The organism is Martinezella paranaensis (assembly GCF_014200235.1).
GTDB lineage: Bacteria > Pseudomonadota > Alphaproteobacteria > Rhizobiales > Rhizobiaceae > Rhizobium > Rhizobium paranaense.
Map to the genome: position 1 here is coordinate 170,355 of NZ_JACHBI010000003.1, position 19,584 is coordinate 189,938.

17 protein-coding genes and 1 other RNA gene are annotated in these 19,584 nt (G+C 59.2%); 10 read left to right on the forward strand and 8 right to left on the reverse strand.

The genetic code is table 11. From position 1 onward, the window contains the following. Positions 1-52 precede the first annotated feature (52 nt). The 3 genes from ettA to metF all read left to right on the forward strand — a co-directional run bounded on the left by ettA (position 53) and on the right by metF (position 3,825). Entirely contained in the window at positions 53-1,702 is a 1,650-nt protein-coding gene (gene ettA, locus GGD50_RS09720; protein WP_107108493.1) for an energy-dependent translational throttle protein EttA, read from the forward strand. Between the two features lie 193 nt (positions 1,703-1,895). Further along, positions 1,896-2,921 (forward strand): ArsR/SmtB family transcription factor, encoded by a 1,026-nt coding sequence (locus GGD50_RS09725; protein WP_107108492.1) that lies wholly within the window; start codon positions 1,896-1,898, stop codon positions 2,919-2,921. 1 nt (position 2,922) lies between these two features. Beyond that, on the forward strand, positions 2,923-3,825 hold the full coding sequence (gene metF, locus GGD50_RS09730; RefSeq protein WP_107108491.1) for a methylenetetrahydrofolate reductase [NAD(P)H]: 903 nt from the start codon (positions 2,923-2,925) through the stop codon (positions 3,823-3,825). Positions 3,826-4,270: 445 nt separating this feature from the next. Here the strand turns inward: metF and GGD50_RS09735 are convergent, their stop codons facing one another. The 5 genes from GGD50_RS09735 to GGD50_RS09755 all read right to left on the reverse strand — a co-directional run bounded on the left by GGD50_RS09735 (position 4,271) and on the right by GGD50_RS09755 (position 9,595). Continuing rightward, the gene (locus GGD50_RS09735) at positions 4,271-5,215 is read right to left on the reverse strand and encodes a DMT family transporter (protein WP_107108490.1); all 945 of its coding nucleotides are present in this window, start codon (positions 5,213-5,215) and stop codon (positions 4,271-4,273) included. Positions 5,216-5,341: 126 nt separating this feature from the next. Next, a complete protein-coding gene (locus tag GGD50_RS09740; protein ID WP_107108489.1) occupies positions 5,342-6,586 on the reverse strand; it encodes a lytic murein transglycosylase in 1,245 nt (414 codons plus the stop codon). Between the two features lie 79 nt (positions 6,587-6,665). Continuing rightward, positions 6,666-7,457: a glycoside hydrolase family 25 protein gene (locus tag GGD50_RS09745; RefSeq protein ID WP_107108488.1), complete on the reverse strand. Its 792-nt coding sequence runs from the start codon at positions 7,455-7,457 to the stop codon at positions 6,666-6,668. A gap of 219 nt (positions 7,458-7,676) precedes the next feature. Then, positions 7,677-8,351 (reverse strand): class I SAM-dependent methyltransferase, encoded by a 675-nt coding sequence (locus GGD50_RS09750; protein ID WP_107108487.1) that lies wholly within the window; start codon positions 8,349-8,351, stop codon positions 7,677-7,679. Then, on the reverse strand, positions 8,348-9,595 hold the full coding sequence (locus tag GGD50_RS09755; protein ID WP_107108486.1) for a BtaA family protein: 1,248 nt from the start codon (positions 9,593-9,595) through the stop codon (positions 8,348-8,350). Before GGD50_RS09755 ends, GGD50_RS09750 begins: the two co-directional genes overlap by 4 nt. Positions 9,596-9,785: 190 nt before the next feature. Here GGD50_RS09755 and GGD50_RS09760 point away from each other — a divergent pair, with 190 nt between their 5' ends. Next, positions 9,786-11,198: a serine hydrolase domain-containing protein gene (locus GGD50_RS09760; RefSeq protein ID WP_107108485.1), complete on the forward strand. Its 1,413-nt coding sequence runs from the start codon at positions 9,786-9,788 to the stop codon at positions 11,196-11,198. Positions 11,199-11,208: 10 nt separating this feature from the next. Here GGD50_RS09760 and GGD50_RS09765 read toward each other — a convergent pair whose 3' ends face one another. From GGD50_RS09765 to GGD50_RS09775, 3 genes are all read right to left on the reverse strand, one after another. Then, on the reverse strand, positions 11,209-12,171 hold the full coding sequence (locus GGD50_RS09765) for a transglycosylase SLT domain-containing protein (RefSeq protein WP_414124058.1): 963 nt from the start codon (positions 12,169-12,171) through the stop codon (positions 11,209-11,211). A gap of 309 nt (positions 12,172-12,480) precedes the next feature. Continuing rightward, a complete protein-coding gene (locus GGD50_RS09770; RefSeq protein WP_107108483.1) occupies positions 12,481-13,116 on the reverse strand; it encodes a LysE family translocator in 636 nt (211 codons plus the stop codon). A 59-nt stretch (positions 13,117-13,175) separates the two neighbouring features. Continuing rightward, the gene (locus GGD50_RS09775) at positions 13,176-14,387 is read right to left on the reverse strand and encodes a pyrophosphate--fructose-6-phosphate 1-phosphotransferase (RefSeq protein WP_107108482.1); all 1,212 of its coding nucleotides are present in this window, start codon (positions 14,385-14,387) and stop codon (positions 13,176-13,178) included. Positions 14,388-14,673: 286 nt separating this feature from the next. On the opposite strand from GGD50_RS09775, the gene GGD50_RS09780 reads away from it, so the two are divergent. From GGD50_RS09780 to mraZ, 6 genes are all read left to right on the forward strand, one after another. Then, positions 14,674-15,381: a J domain-containing protein gene (locus tag GGD50_RS09780; RefSeq protein ID WP_107108481.1), complete on the forward strand. Its 708-nt coding sequence runs from the start codon at positions 14,674-14,676 to the stop codon at positions 15,379-15,381. Next, entirely contained in the window at positions 15,378-16,139 is a 762-nt protein-coding gene (locus GGD50_RS09785) for an N-acetylmuramoyl-L-alanine amidase (RefSeq protein WP_107108480.1), read from the forward strand. Before GGD50_RS09780 ends, GGD50_RS09785 begins: the two co-directional genes overlap by 4 nt. 267 nt (positions 16,140-16,406) lie before the next feature. Further along, a complete protein-coding gene (locus tag GGD50_RS09790; RefSeq protein ID WP_107108479.1) occupies positions 16,407-16,964 on the forward strand; it encodes a lytic transglycosylase domain-containing protein in 558 nt (185 codons plus the stop codon). A gap of 82 nt (positions 16,965-17,046) precedes the next feature. Then, on the forward strand, positions 17,047-18,240 hold the full coding sequence (locus tag GGD50_RS09795; RefSeq protein WP_107108478.1) for an NAD(P)/FAD-dependent oxidoreductase: 1,194 nt from the start codon (positions 17,047-17,049) through the stop codon (positions 18,238-18,240). A 67-nt stretch (positions 18,241-18,307) separates the two neighbouring features. After that, an RNA gene (gene rnpB, locus GGD50_RS09800) (RNase P RNA component class A) lies at positions 18,308-18,707 on the forward strand. Between the two features lie 431 nt (positions 18,708-19,138). Next, the gene (gene mraZ, locus GGD50_RS09805; RefSeq protein WP_107108477.1) at positions 19,139-19,579 is read left to right on the forward strand and encodes a division/cell wall cluster transcriptional repressor MraZ; all 441 of its coding nucleotides are present in this window, start codon (positions 19,139-19,141) and stop codon (positions 19,577-19,579) included. Positions 19,580-19,584 lie beyond the last annotated feature (5 nt).

The following is a 19,584-nucleotide window of genomic DNA, read 5'->3' on the forward strand; positions in this document are numbered from 1 at the left end:
CTACATAGCGGCACAATTCGCAATGTTATCCGCCCGTGGAGTAACCCAAGCTATGGCACGTCAGTTCATCTATCATATGGCCGGTCTGAATAAGGCCTATGGCGCCAAGAAGATTCTCGAAAATATTCATCTCTCTTTTTATCCCGACGCCAAGATCGGTATTCTCGGCCCGAACGGTGCCGGTAAGTCGACCGTGCTGCGCATCATGGCCGGCCTCGACAAGGAATATACCGGCGAAGCCTGGTTGGCCGAAGGCGCCACCATCGGCTACCTGGCGCAGGAGCCTCAGCTCGATCCCAACAAGACGGTGTTCGAAAACGTCATGGAAGGCGTTGCCAAGAAAACCGAAATCCTCAATCGCTACAACGAATTGATGATGAACTATTCCGACGAGACGGCGGACGAGGGCGCCAGGCTCCAGGACATCATCGACAGCCAGAATCTCTGGGATCTGGAAAGCCAGGTCGAGATGGCGATGGAAGCATTGTGCTGCCCGCCGCGCGATGCCGAAGTCACCAGCCTTTCCGGCGGTGAGCGCCGCCGTATCGCGCTTTGCCGCCTGCTTCTCTCGCAGCCGGACCTGCTGCTGCTCGACGAACCGACCAACCATCTCGACGCCGAGACCATCGCCTGGCTGGAAAAGCACCTGCGCGACTATCCGGGTGCCGTGATGATGATCACCCACGACCGCTACTTCCTCGACAATGTTACCGGCTGGATTCTCGAACTCGACCGCGGCCGTGGCATTCCTTACGAAGGCAACTACTCCGCCTATCTGCAGGCCAAGGCCAAGCGCATGCTGCAGGAAGCCCGCGAAGAAGCCGGCCGCCAGAAGGCGATCAGCCGCGAACAGGAATGGATTGCCTCCAGCCCCAAGGCCCGTCAGGCCAAGTCCAAGGCGCGTATCAACGCTTACGAACAACTGGTCGATGCTGCTGAAAATCAGCGTCCCGGTGATGCGCAGATCATCATTCCGGTCAGCGAGCGTCTTGGCCAGGTGGTGATCGAGATGGAGGGCATCACCAAGGGCTTCGAAGGCCGCACGCTGGTCAACGATCTGTCGATCAAGCTGCCGCCGGGCGGCATCGTCGGCATCATCGGCCCGAACGGCGCCGGCAAGACCACCCTGTTCAAGATGATCACCGGGCGGGAAAAGCCGGATTCCGGCTCGATCCGCATCGGCGAGACGGTGCATCTCAGCTATGTCGACCAGAGCCGCGACGCGCTTGACGGCAACAAGACCGTATGGGAGGAAATCTCCGGCGGCGCCGAAATCATCAAGCTCGGCAAGTTCGACATGAACTCGCGCGCCTATTGCGGCGCCTTCAACTTCAAGGGCGGCGACCAGCAGCAGAAGGTCGGCAATCTCTCCGGCGGTCAGCGCAACCGCGTTCACCTGGCCAAGATGCTGAAGGCTGGCGGCAACGTGCTTCTGCTCGACGAACCGACCAACGACCTCGATACGGAAACGCTGGGGGCGCTGGAAAGCGCGCTCGAAAACTTCGCCGGCTGCGCCATCATCATCAGCCATGATCGCATGTTCCTCGACCGTCTGGCCACGCATATCCTGGCCTTTGAAGGCGAAGGCCATGTCGAATGGTTCGAAGGCAATTTCGAAGATTACGAGCAGGACAAGATCCGCCGCCTCGGCCCCGATGCTCTCAATCCGGGCAGCCAGGCGCACAAGCGCCTGACACGATAAGTTTGCTGTCTTTCCGTCATGGAAAACCCCGGCATGTCCGGGGTTTTTCTTTGCCGTAGGGCAGGAGGCACATATTCCCTAGCCGACAAAAACTAACAGATTTCCGACGTCGAGTTCGCTTAATCCGCAATTGGGTCTTGCGGAGCGCATCCAAATCACATAAAGATATCTTTATATCTTGATTGGGTGTCGAATGACGGATTTCGTAAAATTCGGTTTGGATGATCTGGTGGACGTGCTGAAGGCGGCAGGCGAGCCGACGCGGTTGCGTCTGCTGGCGCTTCTTGCTGCTGGCGATCTCACCGTCACCGATCTTACCGAAATTCTCGGCCAATCGCAGCCGCGTATTTCGCGCCACCTGAAGTTGCTCGGCGAGGCCGGCCTCATCGACCGCTATCAGGAGGGCGCCTGGGCCTATTTCCGCTTGAAGCAGGAGGGCAAGGCGGTCGTTCTCGTGCGCACGCTTCTCCGGCATGCGGCTGAAAGCGATCCGGTGTTGCTGCGTGATGGCGAGCGGCTTTCTGCCGTCAAGCGTATCCGCGCGGAACGGGCACAGGCCTATTTCAGCCGCAATGCCGCGGAGTGGGATGAACTGCGCCGCCTGCATGTGGCCGATGAGGATGTCGACAAGGCCTTGATGGAGTTGATCGGTCCGCAGCAGATCGACTCTTTCCTGGATCTCGGCACTGGTACGGGCCGGATGCTGCAATTGCTGGCGGGTCACTATCGCCGCGCGGTCGGCATCGATGCGAGCCGCGACATGCTGGCCGTCGCGCGCGCCAATCTCGATCGATCGAACATTACTGCCGCTTCGGTGCGGCATGGCGACATTTTCAACCTGCCGCTCGAAGCGCAGGATTTCGATCTGATCACCATCCATCAGGTACTGCATTTTCTGGATCAGCCGGAGATTGCCATCAACGAGGCGGCGCGAATGCTGAGGCCCGGCGGCAGGCTGGTGATCATCGATCTCGCCCCGCACGGGCTGGAATATCTACGCGACGAACATGCGCATCTGAGACTCGGTTTCTCGCATCAGGCCATATCGGAATGGTTGAAATTGGCGGGACTTGATGTCGAGCAGGTGCTGGACCTTCATTCGGGGAGGGAAGGCGGTCAAGCGCTCACGGTCACGATCTGGCTGGCGCGCGACCCGCGGCTGCTGATCGCCGCCGGGCAGGATCGTCAATCCTCCCCCATTCTCGCCGGGAGAGCTTGATATGTCTTCAAAGACTGAAAACGGCCAGCGTGGCATCCGTATTTCCTTCGAATTCTTCCCGCCGAAATCGGAGGAAGCCGAGACGCAACTTTGGAATACGGTGGCCGACCTGAGCGAGTGGGAGCCGGATTTCGTCTCGGTCACCTATGGCGCCGGCGGTTCGACCAAAGCTCCGACATTGTCTGCCGTGCGCCGGATGATCCACGAGACGCCGTTCACGACCGCTTCGCATCTGACATGCGTAGGCGCAACGCGCGAGGATACGCACCGGGTTATCGACGATTTGCTCTCGACCGGCGTCCGCCGTTTCGTAGCGCTGCGCGGTGATCCGCCGGGCGGCGTCGGCGCCGCTTACCAGCCGCATCCCGGCGGCTATGCCAATGCGGCCGAACTGGTGTCGGCTTTGCGCGAGCGTGGCGATTTCGATATTTCCGTTTCCGCCTATCCGGAAAAACATCCGGAGAGCCGCGATACCGCAGCCGATATCGATATGCTGAAGCGCAAAGCGGACAATGGCGCTAACAGGGCGCTCACCCAGTTCTTCTTCGATAATGACGCCTTTGAACGCTATCATGACCGTGTGCGTGCTGCCGGCATCAAGATTCCGGTCGTCCCGGGTATCATGCCGATCCAGAATCTGACGCAGTTGAAGCGGTTTGCCGGCGCCTGCGGCACCCTCATCCCTTCCTGGTTGGACGAACGTTTCGACGGCCTCGACGAGGATGCCGATAAACGCGCCGATGTCGCTGCAGATGTCGCCGCGGAGCAGATCGAAGACCTGGTTCGTCGCGGCATCCATGAGTTTCATCTCTATACGATGAACCGCTCTCCGCTCGTCAGCGCCGTTCTCGACCGATTGGGCATTCCGCGCAAGACGGATGCGCGCGCCGGCGCCGCTGCCTGACGGGATTTGGCCGGGTGATATCTGGGAAGCGGGCATGAAAAAGCGCATGTCGGTCGCGACATGCGCTTTTTAAATGGACTAAGTGTTTTGTTAGCTTTCAGGAGTTCGGTTTCCTGCACTGTTCGCTATGTCGTCAGATGAAAAGCATCGTCACAACGAATAGGAATGCTGCACTGACCACTAGGACGTTGATGGATCGCGTCAATCCCATGTCTTCCTCCTTAGTCAACCGTTAGAGCCTATGTCAAAAATGTGTCGTTTGGAAAGCAAATTCGATGCTGCGACGCGGTAGGTTGTGCAGGTTTCGAATCGCAATCTCGCTGCAAGCTATTGTTTTTGATAATTAAAATGAAACGATGCGCCGTTCACGAAATTTAATGCATCGTTAATTTAGCTGTGAATAAGGTTAAGGCGGATGTCTTCTACCGAGCCATGAATCGGGTCGCTATAGACCGCTCGTTCCCGCACTCGGTCGCATGCGTGCGTAGAGACGTCCGTCCAAAATAAGCAGGCCTGTGCCGATCAGCAGCATGCCGGCAATTTCCGTAAATCCCAGTCGTTCACCGAGGAAGAGAAAGCCGAGCAGGATGGCGCTCGGCGGCACGAGCAGGGTGACCAGCGAGGCGTTGGTGGCGCCGGCGAGTGCCATGATGCGGAAATAGAGGATATAGGCGAAGGCGGTCGACACCAGCGCCATGCCGAGAATGGCGACGAGGGCGCTGATAGGCGGCGTTGCTAGGGTCCAGGGTTGATCAAGCAAAAGGGCGACCGGCAGTATGAGGGCCGCGGAGCAGGTCAATTGACCCGCTGCAATAACGGGCGACGCCATGCCTTTGAACCGTTTGGCATAGATTGCAGCGAAGCCATAGGAGACTGCAGCAAGGATCGGCAACAGCAGCGCCCAGAGCGGAACTTCAGCGCCGCTTGTCACGCTTGGGCCAAGCAGCACGATCGTGCCGACAAGGCCCGTCAGACAGCCGGCAAGTTTGGCGGATGTCAGCCGCTCGTCGGTGGTGAAGTGGTTGCCGATCAACACGGTCCAGATCGGAGTTGTTGCGTTCAGAATGGAGGCGAGCCCGGCACCCATCTGGGTTTGGCCGATGAAGATCAGCGCGTGCGGCACGGCGTTGTTGATCAGACCCAGCAACAGGAACTGCCGCCAATGTGCTCGCAGCACATCATAGATCCTGAAGCGACCGGCGATGTAGACATGCAGCGCTATCGCCGCCAGCGATAGGCGTAGGAAGACCAGCGTAAATGGTGGTACATAGTGCACGGCGATGCGCGCAAAGAAAAAGGAGCCGCCCCAGATCAACCCGAGCAACAGCAGCAGGCTCCAGGTGAGTGCGTTCATGCGATTGGTAGTGTTCACCGGGTGCGCCTCCGCCATTTGGGATCTATCTTGGCGAAAGGAGAGGCGCTTTCCACCCGTTTCTTGCCGAGCCTTGATCGGATGCCCGGAAGAACAGACGAAAAAGGCGGCCAACGGCCGCCTTTTATAGCAGGCAAGTAGCGCTTAAAGCGCGTTCAGCAATGATTGCGTCGCCCAACCGTCGGCAGGAAGGCCGAGGCGGAACTGTTCCTTTTGGACAGCGACGCGCGTGCCTGAGCCGAGAATGCCGTCGATCTTGCCGACATCGTAGCCGCGTGCCGTGAGCTTGGTCTGAAGCGCTTTCATATCGACATCGTTCAGGCCCGCTTCCGGCGTGCCCTTGTTATAGGTCGGGGCGCCAGCAAAACGGGTGGCGAAATACGCCGCGGACGTCGTGTAAATAAACGACTGGTTCCATTGGAGATAGGCGTTGTAGTTCGGATAGGTCAGGAAAGCCGGGCCTTTACGACCCTGCGGCAGGATGAGAGCGGCCGGCAGCGAACCGAAATTTGTATTACCGTCGCGCGGCTTGACGCCGAGCTGGAACCAGTCGGCGGCCGTGAGCGTGCCCCCAATGCCGGATTTCTCCCAGGGCAGATTATCCGGCAGTGTGACCTCCTGCAGCCAGGGCTGGCCTCGCTGGAAGCCCAGGCTTTGGATGTATCGTGCCGTCGTGAGAATGACATCTGGTGCGCTTGTCTTCAAATTGACGTGGCCGTCGCCATCGCCATCGACACCGTAAGAGATGATCGAGGGCGGCAGCATCTGCGTCTGGCCAATTTCGCCAGCCCAAGCGCCTGTCGTTGTATCTGGGTCGGCATCACCGTGCTGTACCATCTCAATGTATGAGATCAGGCGCGGGCGGAAAAACTCGGGGCGCCGGCAGTCGTGCGAGAGCGTCACAAGCGCATTGCGGGTGTTGAAATTGCCCTGGACGGCGCCGAAATCAGTTTCCATTGCCCAATAGGCAGTGATGACGCCGGGCGGCACGCCGTAGTCCTGCTCGGCCTTGGCGAAGACGTCCGCATATTGCTTGATCTTCTGGCGGCCAATGTCGAGGCGGGCCTGGCTGACGGTGCGCTGCGAGAATTCGAGGAAGGTCTGGCGGAAAACGCCCTGACCGCGGTCCATGGAGAGGACCTTTTGGTCGATCTGAGCACCGGCGAGCGTCTTGTCCGCGGCCGCAGCGTCGGCGCCAGCGGCGATCGCCTCGGCCTTGACGCCGGCTAGAAAGGACGAGAGGTCCCCGCCGCAAGGTGCCTGTGGAGCGCTGGTTCCACCTGCATTCGGCGCCGCGGCTGGAGTCGCGTTCTGCGCCATTGCCACACTTGCCATGGCTGAAGCGAAGACCAACGCGAGTGCGCTACGTCGAATGGTGTAGGGGTCCATAGGCGATCCTCTTTTTTGATAGAATAGGGTCGCTTTCACAGAAGATTGTGACAGAAGCAAGAGAGAAGTTCAGGCAATCTCAAGAATTTCCTTCCTTCTCTACTGCCGCCACCCAGTTGTGCCAATTCTGTTCGGAACCGGCAAAAACATTGATGTCCGTTGGACCCTTGATGCCCGGGATCAGACCCGTCGAGGTGTATTGCCAAAAGGCCCAGGGGCGGTCGGCATAGGTCACCATCGGATGCTTGGCGACCGAGCGGACCCAGAAGTGATAGTCCTTGAAATAACCGGCAAGATTATCGCGGTGGAAGTCGACCGACGTGTAGATGATCGGGCGCTTGCCGTAATAGGCTTCCAGACGGTCCATGAAGCGCTTGATCTCGGTGCGCACCGTCTGCGGATCGGGCCGTGTGCGGCAGGTCTTGGATTCGGCGTTCCATTCGACGTCGAGCACCGGCGGCAGCATCATCGCATTCTTCGGGACATTGTGAATGAACCAGTCGGCCTGGTCGTCCGCCGTCGAGCAGAAATAGTAGAAGTGATAGGGCGCGTAGGGAATGCCGGCCGTATTGGCTTCCCGCCAATATTCGTTGAAGCGGTCATCGATCCTATCCTTGCCTTCGGTCGCCTTGATGAAGACGAAGGCAATGCCTGAGCCCTTCACCGACTGCCAGTTGATATCGCCCTGCCATTTCGAGATGTCGATGCCATGGATGGGATGGCGCTCCGGATGGTCGCGGCCGAAATCCTGCGGCTTGGTATCCTTGAAACGTGTCTTCGGTATCGATGCGGTCTGAAAGCTGTCATAACCCATGGTGCAGCTATTCAGAAAAAGGGCGAGCGGCAGTAAGCATGACAGAAGCCTGCGCATGGATATCCTGTTATGGCGCGAGTAATCTTGCTGCCCCAAGACTTGGCTTCCGTGATATGTGGTCCCCAAAAATCCCAAAAGAGGCAAAGGACCAAGCTGTTGTCAGCCGGCCTTGCCACTTTTTAACCATATCAACGTAAAAAATGCGTTATCTTCAAGTAAATTCTTATACTTGGAATGCCGTATGAACGGATTTCATGTCGAATTCCGCTCTTTTGGCTAGGCGGCCGGCTTAATAACGACGGCTCTCCAGGCGTAACCCCGCCCGATTTCTTCGAATACCAGCTTCGCGCCACGCGCCTGAACCCGCTCTTCCATCGCTGTGCGGAGGTCGGCTCGCGGCGTGACGTGGAACTTTTTCAGCCAGCCCTTCAGCATGGTGCGGAACCAACCTGGCAGGCGCTCTTGCTGGCCAAAATCGACGATGTGCAGTTCGCCGCCGGGAATGACCGCATCCAGCGAGGCATCGATCGCGCTCTTCCAGTCCGGGATCATCGACAGCGCGTAGGAAATCATCACGCGGTCGAAACCGTCGGCACCGAAATCCGCAGCCGAGAAGGCGGTGGCATCGGCGACGCGGAAGTCCGGCACCTGTTTCAAGCCCCGAAAATTATTGCGAGCCGAGATCAGCATCTCCTGGGAGATGTCGAGGCCATAGAGCTTGGCCGACGGAAAGCGGCGATGGGCCAGCAACATGTTGCGGCCAGTGCCACAGCCGACTTCGAGAAGCGAGCCGCCAAAAGGCACGTTGAGGTGCATGATGGTGCGGTCGCGGCCGAAGAGATAATATTTGCGGGTCAGGTCGTAGATGTGCCGCTGGTAGCGGTACATGCCGTCCATCAGTCCGGCATGGTTCTTCGAGCTTGTCTGGAGACCTGTATCCGCCTGGCTCACGCTTTTTTCCCGTAGATGTGGAAGCCGCCGTAGATCGCCGAGCGGTCACGGACGTTAAGCTCGTGCGAGCGCTCTTCAAAGTAGACCCACTGCTCGCGAATGGCGGGGGAGAGGCGGCCTTCGATGATGCTCTTTTCTGCAGCGGTGCGGAAAATAACGCGAGCGCCTTCGCGAGCCGTGCGGGTGATTTCCGCCCAGAGGTCGTTGAGCTGTTCGTCGGTCATCCAATCCTGCGCATCGAGCAGGATATAGCGGTCACGCGAAGCGGCGGGCTTGGAGGCCAGAAGTTCGGTGAAGTTGGCATGATGCACGTCGACGCGGTCGGCATTGGCGCGAATGGCGGCGTAGTGCTCGGGGCGCAGATAGGTTGGCAGCGGACCCTGATGCGGGCCAGCATAACGCCGCGCGAAGGCCTGCCAGGCGAAATAGTTCTCGCGCATCGGGAAGTGGCATGCCAGCTTTTCCAGGCGATGCTTCAGGACGCCCGATATGGAATCGTCACCGGCGAGGCTTGCAAGCTCATCATATTGCTGCGGCGGAATGCCGAGGCCGAAAAGCGAGCTCTTGCGGCCGAGCAGCCAGCGCACCATCGGCTTGTCGAAGATCGGCGCAATCTCGTCGTCGAAAAACTGCCGCTGTTCGCGAACCGTGCGTGCTTCCGTCATCTTGGCGAGGCGGACGCCGTGCAGGCGGGCCAGCACATGGGCGGCGCCAATGAAGCGGCCGAGCAGGCCGGTCTTGTAGATGTTGCGATTGAAGACGGTCACGCGGCGGCGACCATACATGTCGCGGCCATCCCAGTAAGCGGCGGTCGCCGGATCCAGGCGCGGCGCGATGAACTGGTCGTATGCCTGGCTGTTGGCGCCGACGTTGGGCGTGCCGAAGAAGCGCACCAGATCGGTATGGCCTGGCAGCAGCCGGAAGGCGGCGAGCTTGAGCTTGTTCAGCGCGATGTGGTGACGATTGAGGTCGACGACATCGATGGAAGCCGGGTTCTGCGAAAGATAGGCGAGCATGTTGCAGCCGCCCGAGCCGATGGTGACGATGCGGTGGTGCGGCTGAAGCTCCATCGCCTCCATGTCGATATCCGGATCTTCCCAGATCTGCGGATAGACGAGGCCGGAAAACAGCATGCCGAACAGACGCTCGGAAAAGCCGGCTTTCGACAGAGCCTTGTGTTGCAGCAGAGCGTCTTTGAGTTTCCGATTCTTGTGGAGACCGGCCTCCGGGGCAAATTCCGTCATCTGAGTCTTGTCACCGATTTGTCAGGTTCAGCGCGTGTAACCCGGCAATGCTACAGTCTGATGACGTGGGCTGTTGGCAGATCAGGCCATAGAACCGTCACGCTGATATTTGCAAAGCTATGATGACGATAGGTCTTTCATATTGCTGCATTTCCTGATTGTCTCCGCAAACCTTCGGAGGGTGTGTGACATGCGTTTGATATCGAGCGTGATCGGGGCTCTTGTTCTTTTGCTGCTGATCATTGTCGCGGGCAGTGCCGCTTGGCTTTGGGTCTGGCCGCCGGAATTGCTTAGAGTCGGCGACGGTTACGCGGCCAAGATCGTCTGCTCGAATACCTTTATCGCCAAGCGCGATCCAGAACGCATAATGACGGATGACGTGCAGGCGCCCGGTAATCCGGCGCTGAAGCTTGTCCAGGTTTCGGTCAATCGTGAGGAAGGCGTGGTCACCGCCCGCTTCCTGGGCATGTTTGCGCCAAACTATGCGCTCTACCGTGGCGCGCTCGGTTGTACGACCGTGCCGGACGGTGATCTGCCGGCGGCGCGCAGCGCGGTATTCCTCAATAAGGTGAGGGCGCCCAAAAACGATTCTCTTTGGCCTGATGGCGATAAGGTCGCGCAGGGCCAGGATGAAGCCGGGCTCGCGCTTTCGAAGCTCCTTGCCAATCAGGATTTTGCCGGTCCCGCCATGCGCGCCATCGTCGTCGTCAAGAACGGTCGTATCGTTGCGGAGGCCTATGGCGACGGGTTCGACAAGGGCACGCCATTGGTCGGCTGGTCGATGACCAAAACGGTCAATGCGGCCATCATCGGCCGTCTGATGCTTTCAGGCCGCATGTCCTTCGACGATCAGAACCTTTTCCCGCAATGGAGCAATGATGCGCGCAAGAACATCAAGCTCAGCGATCTCCTCGGCATGGAGAGCGGCCTGGCCTTCAACGAAGGATATGGTGCCGTCTCCGACGTGACGCGCATGCTCTACCTCGAGCCTGACTCGACGAGGGTTGCCGCCAACGCACCTCAAGAGGCTCCAGTCGGCGAAAGATTCAACTATTCCAGCGGCACGGCGACGCTGCTCTCAAGGCTTTGGATGAACAAGCTTCCGAATGAGACCACCGCGATCTCCTATCCGCGTGAAGCGCTGTTCGGGCCGCTCGGCATGTCCAGCGCCGTATTGGAAGCCGATGAGCGTGGCACTTTTGTCGGCAGCTCTTATCTTTATGCGACGGCGCGCGACTGGGCGCGCTTCGGGCAATTCCTGCTACAGGATGGTGTCTGGAAGGGCCAGCGCCTGCTGCCGGAAGGTTTTGTCGGCGCAATGCGCACCCCGACGAAGTCATCGGAAGGCATCTATACGCAGGTTCAAGCCTGGCTTGCCGGTCCGGGTGGCTCGAATGCGCAGTTCGGCCTGCCGGCGGATACATTCTGGATGCTTGGACACGACGGCCAGAGCGTTGCCATCGTGCCCTCAGCCAATGTCGTGCTGGTGCGCATGGGGCTGACGCCAGGTTGGCTGGACTACAAGCCGCAAATTCTGCTGAAGAAGATTCTGGACATAACCAGCACCGGTCAGGAGATGGCCCAACCGGCGCTAGCGGACTGATCTGGGATAATCAGTAATTGCCTTGGGCGACGTCCGACAGGCCCTTGCGCTTGGCATCATAATAATAGCCGCGCGCATAGAGCTGAACGGCGTTGACTTCTTTGTTCTCGGCCTTGTTGTCAGCCACCATCCAGGCGCCGCGCAGATATTTTGCGGCATATTTGATGTTGGTCTCGGCATCGAGCAGGCCTGTCGGCGGGCCGTCGTAACCCATCGACTTGGCCGTGTTATATCTGATCTGCATCAGCCCGAAATAACCGGCCCGGTTATAGGCCTTCGGATTGTAACGGCTTTCGCGATGAACGACGCGATGGATCAGAGATTCCGGAATTTGGTAAAGCTTGGCATATTTCTCGATGAGCTTCGAAACGTAGCTCTTCTCGGCTGCCGGCACATCGGAATCGTAATTCTGAGGCGTCAGCACCGCCGAAACGACCGTCGGGCCGCTGGAATCGAAGTTGAAATCGTAATGCATGCGGTTGTCCGCATAAGTCATACCGGCGATCGGCATGGGCGCAGCATAAGCGACTTCGGCCGGCGCCATGATCGGCGCGTCTTCGCCGGGACGAGGTGTCGGAACGACGGACTGAATGGCCGCCACGTCCGATGTCATCGGAATGATCGCTTGACCCTGGGCCACGGAGCCTGACACCGGCAGTAGCGCGGTATCGCCCGGACGGGCCGGGTTCGGGATCGGGATGGCGACGACAGCGGGGACCACGGGTTCGTCGGAGGCTGCGTAGGCGGCGGCCGCAGTTGTGTTCGGCGCGGGCGCACCGGTCACGGCCGCAATGGCGACCGTACCCTGGTTCGCCGCGTTCGGCGCAGTCGCCACCGGAGCGCCCATACGGTTCTGGGCTGCCTGGATCTGATTCTGATCGACCGAACCGGCGACAACCCGGTCCGATTTCATCAGTACTGCCTGCTGCTGCGGCTGAGCCTGCTGGCCTGTTGCCGGTGTGGTGGAAGCCACAGCTACGCCGCCTGCGGACGACGCAACACCGACCGTAGCCGGGTTTGTATTCGGATGCGGCACGTTGGTTTGTGCCGACGGGAGTTCTGCCTGGGACGTTTGTTGCTGAGTGCTTGCGCACCCTGCAAGGACGCCGCACATCATTGCCGAAAAGGCAACGCTGCGCTTTAGGCTGGGAAATCCGATCGCTACCATTCTGTCACTTTCGAAAAAACCAAACCGCCCTGCGGCGCAAATCAGCCACAGGGTTGATAAATTTATGAATCCCCCATTAACCTATCCGTGATCGCCCCGCAACCCTGGACAGCATCAAGCGGCCATTCGGCGATACCCGGCGGTCACGGCGCCGGCGGCTATCAACAGGGTTCCGCCCGTCCGGTTGACAGCGCGTTGCACGCTTGCCTTGCGGATAAAGCCGCGCGCCATGTCGGCAATGAAAACGTAGAGCAGTGAGTTCAGCGCCGCCAGAGTGAGGAAAGTCGCCTCCAGAATAAGGGTTTGCTGAAGGAAGGGCTTCGACAGGTCGAGAAACTGCGGCACAAAGGCAATGAAGAAGACGATGCTTTTCGGGTTCAAGGCGGTAACAACGTAAGCGTGCAGCAAAATCTTCAGCGGTTTTTCCTCGGGAAGATTGTCATTATCGCCCATCGGACCGGTCACGATCGGAGCGCGCCAGAGTTTGATTCCCAGAAACATCAGGTAGGCTGCGCCGATCAGCTTCAGAATCGTGAATAGAGTCGCCGAGGCGGCGAGAAGAGCGCCGAGACCGGCGAGCGAGGCAGTCATCGCCGTGAAATCGCCAAGCGTTACGCCGGTTACCGTCGCCAGCGCCGTCTTACGACCATGTCCAAGTGCATATGAGATCACAAGGAGAATGGTCGGACCGGGGATTGCCAGCATGATGCAGGATGCGGCGGCGAAAGCGAGCCAGGTTTCGATGGACATGGAATCCTCCTCTATTCCTATTCGCCGCCAGCAAAGACATTGGATTTGCAATCCGTCAATTAGGATTGCGTGTATTTTTGCCCGATGTGATCCATGACCTCGGCGAACCACGGCAACGACATATCGAAGGGCTTGCCGCCCTTGATGCGCGGGAATTCGATGGTGCGCAGCTTGCCGCCCTGGCCTTCGTCGTGACCGGTGACACCGGAGACCTTATTCAAGGCGCTTTCGACCGCGAGATCGACCATGCCTTGGATGAGGCGCAGGTCATCGCCGTTGGCGGCGGCCGAACGGGCAAAGTAGCCCGACTTCTGCACCAGCGAGCGTTCAGCGCCGAGGAGGGTCGCGAATTGCTTCTGGAACCAGTTGCCGACATTGATAGTGTCGATCTTCACATGACCGAAGGCATCGCGCTTGATGGTTTCGCCGGCAGCTTCGCGCTCGGCGACGATGGCCTCGAGAGCAGCACCTTCCGAAACGAACAGCGTCACCTGGCCGGTCTTGTCCATGATGGCCTTCAGGCGGTCAGCTTCCGCTTCAATGTCGAACGCCATTTCCGGCAGATAGAGGCCGTCGATGCTCTTCATGGCGGCATTCATCATGAAGCCGTCGACATATTCATTGGCACTGGTCTTCTGAATATAGGCGCGGGCCGTCGCAGCCGTCAGCCAGCCGCAGCTTCTGCCCATGACTTCATGGATGACGAGGGTGCGCGGAGCGGCGGTCTGTTCGTTACTGACATTGTCGAAGAAATGTGCGCCGACTTCGGCGGCCGTCCAGGCGCCGAGAGACTGGCGGATCGGCACGACGTCATTGTCGACGGTCTTCGGCAGGCCGACCACGGTCAGGTTGTAGCCGTTGGCGCCGAGATAGGCGGCAAGATCGGCCGCTGTCGTGTTGGTGTCGTCGCCGCCGATCGTGTGGAGAATGGTGACGCCGTCCGAGGCGAGGCGCTCGGCGGCGACGCGCAGCGGATTTTCACCTTCCTTGACGAGGCCGCGCTTGACGCAGTCGGCGGCGTTGGTGAGTTTGACGCGGCTGTTGCCGATCGGTGAGCCGCCGTAGCGGTGCAATAGGTGCGCGCGCTCACGCATGTTGGGGGTCACCTCGATGCGGTCGGCCAATAGAACGCCCTGATAGCCGGAACGATAGGCTATAATGTCGAGATCGGGCGCCACGTCGCTGTAGCGCTGGATCAGGCCGCCGACAGCAGAAGAGAGACAGGGCGCCAATCCGCCGGCGGTGAGCATTGCGACTTTCTGTTTGGCCATGGGGATCCTCCTTGCAGCAGGGCTGCTTCATTTCGGTGATTGCCGTCGGAATGGATGCGACAGGCGGGCATGGCTGTAAAGTAAAGAATTTAAGAAATGCGCGCTTGTCTTTTCATCCGGGCAGCGAGCGGCGTGATTGTGCGGCATCGCAAATGGCGGTTTCAAACACGCCATCATTACCAAAATGTGAAAAGTGTTTTCGGCTGTGCGACCAATGGACTCCTTGCAATCGCAACCATTATTTGATCAACGTGTTTCCTATTCAGAAGGGGTAGTTGAGACCGTCATGTCGTTTTGGGAAAAATTGCTGAATGCTGTTGGTGGCACCGCTGGCAATGCCCTGTCGGCGGTGGTCGAAGCCATCCGGACGCTTTTCGAAGGCGATCCGGAGACCCGTCGCAAGGTGGCCTTTTCCGTCGCCATCATCGCGCTTTCCGCCAAGATGGCGAAGGCCGATGGCATCGTGACAGAGAACGAGGTCAATGCCTTCCGCGAGATCTTCGAATTTCCGCCGGATCAGGCAAAGAACGTTGCACGTCTTTATAATCTGGCACGCCAGGACGTTGCCGGCTACGAGGCCTATGCGGAGAAGCTGTCGTCGCTCTGTGTCACTTGTTCAAAGAATTGCCCGGTGCTGGAAGACGTGCTTGACGGTCTCTTCCATATCGCCAAGGCAGACGGCCTGATCCACGAGAAGGAAATGGCCTTCCTGCAGCACATTGCGCAGATATTCCATATGAGCGAGCAGCGGTTCGAGCAGATCATGGCTCGGCATGTCAGCGCCGGCCGTGATCCTTACAAGGTGCTCGGCGTCTCGCCTCAGGATGATTTCACGACCATCCGCCGGCGCTATCATGGCCTGGTCTATGAGAATCACCCCGACCGTCTCGTTTCGCGCGGCGTGCCGGAGGAATTCCATCTTATCGCCAATGAGCGCATGGCAGCGCTCAACGCGGCCTACGCCGAAATCGAGAAAGAACGCCGCGCCGCATGAGTTCCTTCGCGGCAGATTTTTCCGGCGCCATCGTGCAGCCGTCGCCGAACCATGGCGAGCGGCGGGATGGGCGCAAGCCGGACATGATCCTTCTGCACTATACTGGCATGGGCACGGCCGAAGGCGCGCTTGATTGGCTCTGTCGCGACGAGAGCCAGGTGTCGAGCCATTACTTCGTCTTTGAGGACGGGCGCGTGATGCAGCTCGTGCCGGAAGAACGTCGTGCCTGGCATGCCGGCAAGAGCGTCTGGCACAACGAGGCAGACATCAACTCGCAGTCGATCGGCATCGAAATCGCCAATGCCGGCCATCCCGGCGGATTGCCGGATTTTCCCGATGCACAGATCGAGGCGGTCATCGAACTGTGTCGTGATTGCGGCCAACGCTGGGCAGTTTCACCTGAGCGTGTGCTTGCACACTCCGATGTCGCCCCTGTTCGCAAGGTCGATCCAGGCGAGAAATTCCCATGGGCACGACTGGCCGCTGCGGGCGTCGGACACTGGGTCGAACCGGCACCGATCACCGGCGGGCGGTTCTTTCAAAGGGGCGATGTCGGTCAGCCGATCGAGGCTTTGCAATCCATGCTGTCGCTCTACGGTTATGGAACGGAAATTACAGGTGAATTCTCCACGAAACTGGAGGGAGACGTCGAGGCTTTCCAGCGTCATTTCCGTCAGGAGCGGGTGGACGGAATCGCCGATTTTTCGACCATCGACACGCTGCATCGTTTGCTCTCCGCACTGCCTCGCTTTTCCTAAGGGGAGGCGGACCTTCATTTTGCGGCCGCCGAGACACCGTTACGCGCAAAATGCGTAACGTGCTGCAACGCCACATCATTTCCCTATTATCTCCGCATTGCGCTGGTCTAACCACGCTCGCTGAACGGCGGTCGCGCAAATTAGTTTGTGTGTCGCGCGGCCGTAAAGACTAAACGGGGACCGTGCACTCCGGCGGCTCTTTTTGCCTCCCGCCGGACTGATGGCTTAGTGCTGTCCGCGATCCCGCGCCCGGAGACAAAAGACTACATGAAAAATCTGATTGTTGCGGCGGCAACATGCGCGAGCGTGTTGCTGACAGGATATGATTGCGCCTTTGCCGACCCGCATGGCGGGAAAACTCAGACCATTCCTCTACATACCATCACACGTACGACCGGCTATCCGCTGCCGGGTGTCCCTACCGCATTGCATGATGCGGAAAATTCTTCCACGACACAAAATCCCTATTCGGCCTTGATTGCAAAATATGCCAAGCAGAACGGCGTGCCGGTCGAGTTGGCGACTGCGGTCGTTCAGATCGAAAGCAATTTCAATCCAAAACGGCGCGGTAGCGCCGGCGAGATCGGCCTGATGCAGATCAAGCCCACGACAGCGAAGTTGATGGGCTATTCCGGCAGTGCCAAGGGCCTTTACGATCCCGAGACGAACATCAAGTTCGGCATGAAGTACCTCGCCATGGCGCAGCAGCTTGGCGGTGGGCCGACCTGCAACACCATCCTCAAATACAATGCCGGTCATGCGGCGACGCGCATGAATCCGGTATCGCAGCAATATTGCGGTAAGGTGCTGGCCCTGCTTGATTAATCGCCGCCTTCATAAGGATTGCGGGTAGGGCGGAGCCGCTTTCCATGTTATCGAGTTTGCGATCATTTGCGAGGGACATAACATGGCAGCGGATTTCCGGTTCATCGTCGTCGGTCGGGGAATGATGGGGGCGGCTGCCGCCCGTCATCTCGCCAAACAGGTGGACGGCATAGCCGTCATTGGCCCGGACGAGCCGGGGGATCGTGCGAAGCATCAGGGCGTTTTCGGCAGTCATTACGACGAAGGCCGGATCACCCGCACCATCGATCCCGATGCTGACTGGGCACGGCTCGCCAACCGCTCGATCGCCCGCTATGCCGAGATCGAGCGCGACAGCGGCATTCAGTTCTATGCTCCAGTCGGTTGCTTGGTGGTCGGGCCGAAACGGGGTGGCGCTGATGCCTATGTCGGCGATGTCGCCGATGCGGCAGCTCGGCTCGGTGTGCGGACCGAGCTTCTGGACGATGCTGGGTTGAAGGCGAAATTTCCCTTCTTCTCTTTCGCCGAAGGCAGCGAGGGCGTTTACGAGCCGCATGGGGCCGGACATATTAGCCCGCGGCGGCTGGTGAAGGCGCAGTCGTTGCTGGCGGAGAAAGCCGGGGCTCGGATCATCAAACAGACGGTTGTCTCGATCCGAGACGAGGGTGGTCTGGCGGTCGTCAAGACGGCGGAAGGCGAGACGTTCCGGGCGGAGAAAGTCCTGCTCGCCGCAGGCGGTTTCTCCATTGCCGAGAGTCTCTTGCCGCAGCCGGTTGAGATGAAGGTTTATGGTCGCACGGTGACTTTCTTCGAGGTGGGCGAGGCGGAAGCCGAGGTGCTTTCATCCATGCCGTCGCTGATATCCTCGAGGCCTGATCATACCGACAGCATCTATCTGCTGCCGCCGATCCGCTATCCGGACGGAAAATATTACATCAAGATCGGCGGCGATCCGGACGATCTCCAATTCGAAAGCGAGCCGGATCTGCGTCGGTGGTTTCAAACCGCCGGCCGCGACAAGGCACGCGATCATCTGACTCGGGTCTTCCACGAACTGGTTCCGGGCGTCACAGGATCGTCGGCCTTCACCAATTCCTGTGCTGTTTCCTACTCGCCGACCAAATATCCCATGATCGGCTACACGTCGTCGCCGCGCGTAGCGGTGCTGACTGGCGGCTGCGGCACGGCGGCGAAGAGTTCGGACGAGATCGGCAGGCTCGGCGCTGAGCTGCTGCTCGAAGGCCGAATCAAGGACGACGGCTACCGCACGGATTTCTCTGCACATTTCCGTGCTTAGGCCCGAACGGGAATAAAGCCGCATATTTCGATGGCAATTGCCGACGCTCTCGGCTAATGGAGCCCTGCCAGTTGGCCGGGCAGCCGCGCCTCACCAATGCCGAAAGGCGGTGGGGTGAGGAAAGTCCGGGCTCCACGGAAACACGGTGCCGGATAACGTCCGGCGGGGGTAACCTCAGGGAAAGTGCCACAGAAAGCAAACCGCCGGGTCTTCGGATCGGGTAAGGGTGAAAGGGTGGGGTAAGAGCCCACCGCGCCTCTGGCAACAGCGGCGGCACGGTAAACCCCACCGGGAGCAAAACCGAATAGGGATGACGCGGATCGCGAAAGCGGTCCAGCCCGTTTCCGGGCCTGTCATCCGGGTGGGTTGCACGAGGCGGCGCGCAAGCGTCGTCCCAGATGAATGGCTGCCACGTTCCGGCCTCGGCCGGAGCCATACAGAACCCGGCTTACAGGCCAACTGGCAAATTATCCCTCGCTAATCCCAGTGCTCCTCTTTCGGCCCTGTGGAAACAATTTATCGGGCGGTCAAAAGCCTTGGTTTCCAGCCTTCCAAGCGTGCCGGATAGAGGCGTTTTCGTCTGCGAAAACAATCCGCTTTGGCGCCTCGGTTCACGGTGATCATAACCTTTCGTTAAACTTAACGGGATATGAATATTCAGGCTGTGGCCACGTCTCGGTGGCCTCATCCCATTGACGCCCATATGGTCCCATGGTATCCCAAAAGCACACTGCACAAGGGCAAATCAGAGCCCGTTCATCGCAAAGCCATGATCTCTCCTTTTCTAGGGGTGTCGGAAGAGTATTCTCTCTTTCGGCTTGCGAAGCTGTGTCCGATTTTGGCTATGTCTGCGGGCGAATGATCGCCCGTATGTCATGGGAAACGGGTGTTTCGCGTCATGAACCGCTTCCTATCGAATGCGACCAACAGGATCGATGCCAAGGGCCGGGTATCCGTGCCGGCGGCGTTTCGTTCCGTGCTCGCGGAGCGCAATATCCAGGAGCTTTATTGTTTCCAGGATTTTGTGTTTCCGGCGATCAGCGTCGGCGGTCTCGATCTGCTCGATCGGTTCGAGCGGCAGATTGCGGCGGACGATCCTTTTTCGCCGGCGGCGAACCAGATGTCGCTCCTGATTCACGGGGGCGGGGTCTTCATGAAGCTCGATGCGGAAGGGCGGCTGATGGTCACGGATTTCATCCGCGGCTTCACCGGTATCGCCAACGAGGTGACCTTCGTCGGGCGAGCGGATCATTTTCAATTGTGGCAGCCGGAGGCTTTTCAAGCCTTGCAGGCGCGGGCACGAGAGGAGCGCAAGCTGGCGGGCCGGCGCTCGGAATAGAACGG

Coding starts and splice junctions, on each gene's coding strand:
- ettA (WP_107108493.1), top strand. CDS start 53: ATGGCACGTCAGTTCATCTATCATATGGCCGGTCTGAATAAGGCCTAT.
- GGD50_RS09725 (WP_107108492.1), top strand. CDS start 1,896: ATGACGGATTTCGTAAAATTCGGTTTGGATGATCTGGTGGACGTGCTG.
- metF (WP_107108491.1), top strand. CDS start 2,923: ATGTCTTCAAAGACTGAAAACGGCCAGCGTGGCATCCGTATTTCCTTC.
- GGD50_RS09735 (WP_107108490.1), bottom strand. CDS start 5,215: ATGGCGGAGGCGCACCCGGTGAACACTACCAATCGCATGAACGCACTC.
- GGD50_RS09740 (WP_107108489.1), bottom strand. CDS start 6,586: ATGGACCCCTACACCATTCGACGTAGCGCACTCGCGTTGGTCTTCGCT.
- GGD50_RS09745 (WP_107108488.1), bottom strand. CDS start 7,457: ATGCGCAGGCTTCTGTCATGCTTACTGCCGCTCGCCCTTTTTCTGAAT.
- GGD50_RS09755 (WP_107108486.1), bottom strand. CDS start 9,595: ATGACGGAATTTGCCCCGGAGGCCGGTCTCCACAAGAATCGGAAACTC.
- GGD50_RS09760 (WP_107108485.1), top strand. CDS start 9,786: ATGCGTTTGATATCGAGCGTGATCGGGGCTCTTGTTCTTTTGCTGCTG.
- GGD50_RS09770 (WP_107108483.1), bottom strand. CDS start 13,116: ATGTCCATCGAAACCTGGCTCGCTTTCGCCGCCGCATCCTGCATCATG.
- GGD50_RS09775 (WP_107108482.1), bottom strand. CDS start 14,387: ATGGCCAAACAGAAAGTCGCAATGCTCACCGCCGGCGGATTGGCGCCC.
- GGD50_RS09780 (WP_107108481.1), top strand. CDS start 14,674: ATGTCGTTTTGGGAAAAATTGCTGAATGCTGTTGGTGGCACCGCTGGC.
- GGD50_RS09785 (WP_107108480.1), top strand. CDS start 15,378: ATGAGTTCCTTCGCGGCAGATTTTTCCGGCGCCATCGTGCAGCCGTCG.
- GGD50_RS09790 (WP_107108479.1), top strand. CDS start 16,407: ATGAAAAATCTGATTGTTGCGGCGGCAACATGCGCGAGCGTGTTGCTG.
- GGD50_RS09795 (WP_107108478.1), top strand. CDS start 17,047: ATGGCAGCGGATTTCCGGTTCATCGTCGTCGGTCGGGGAATGATGGGG.
- mraZ (WP_107108477.1), top strand. CDS start 19,139: ATGAACCGCTTCCTATCGAATGCGACCAACAGGATCGATGCCAAGGGC.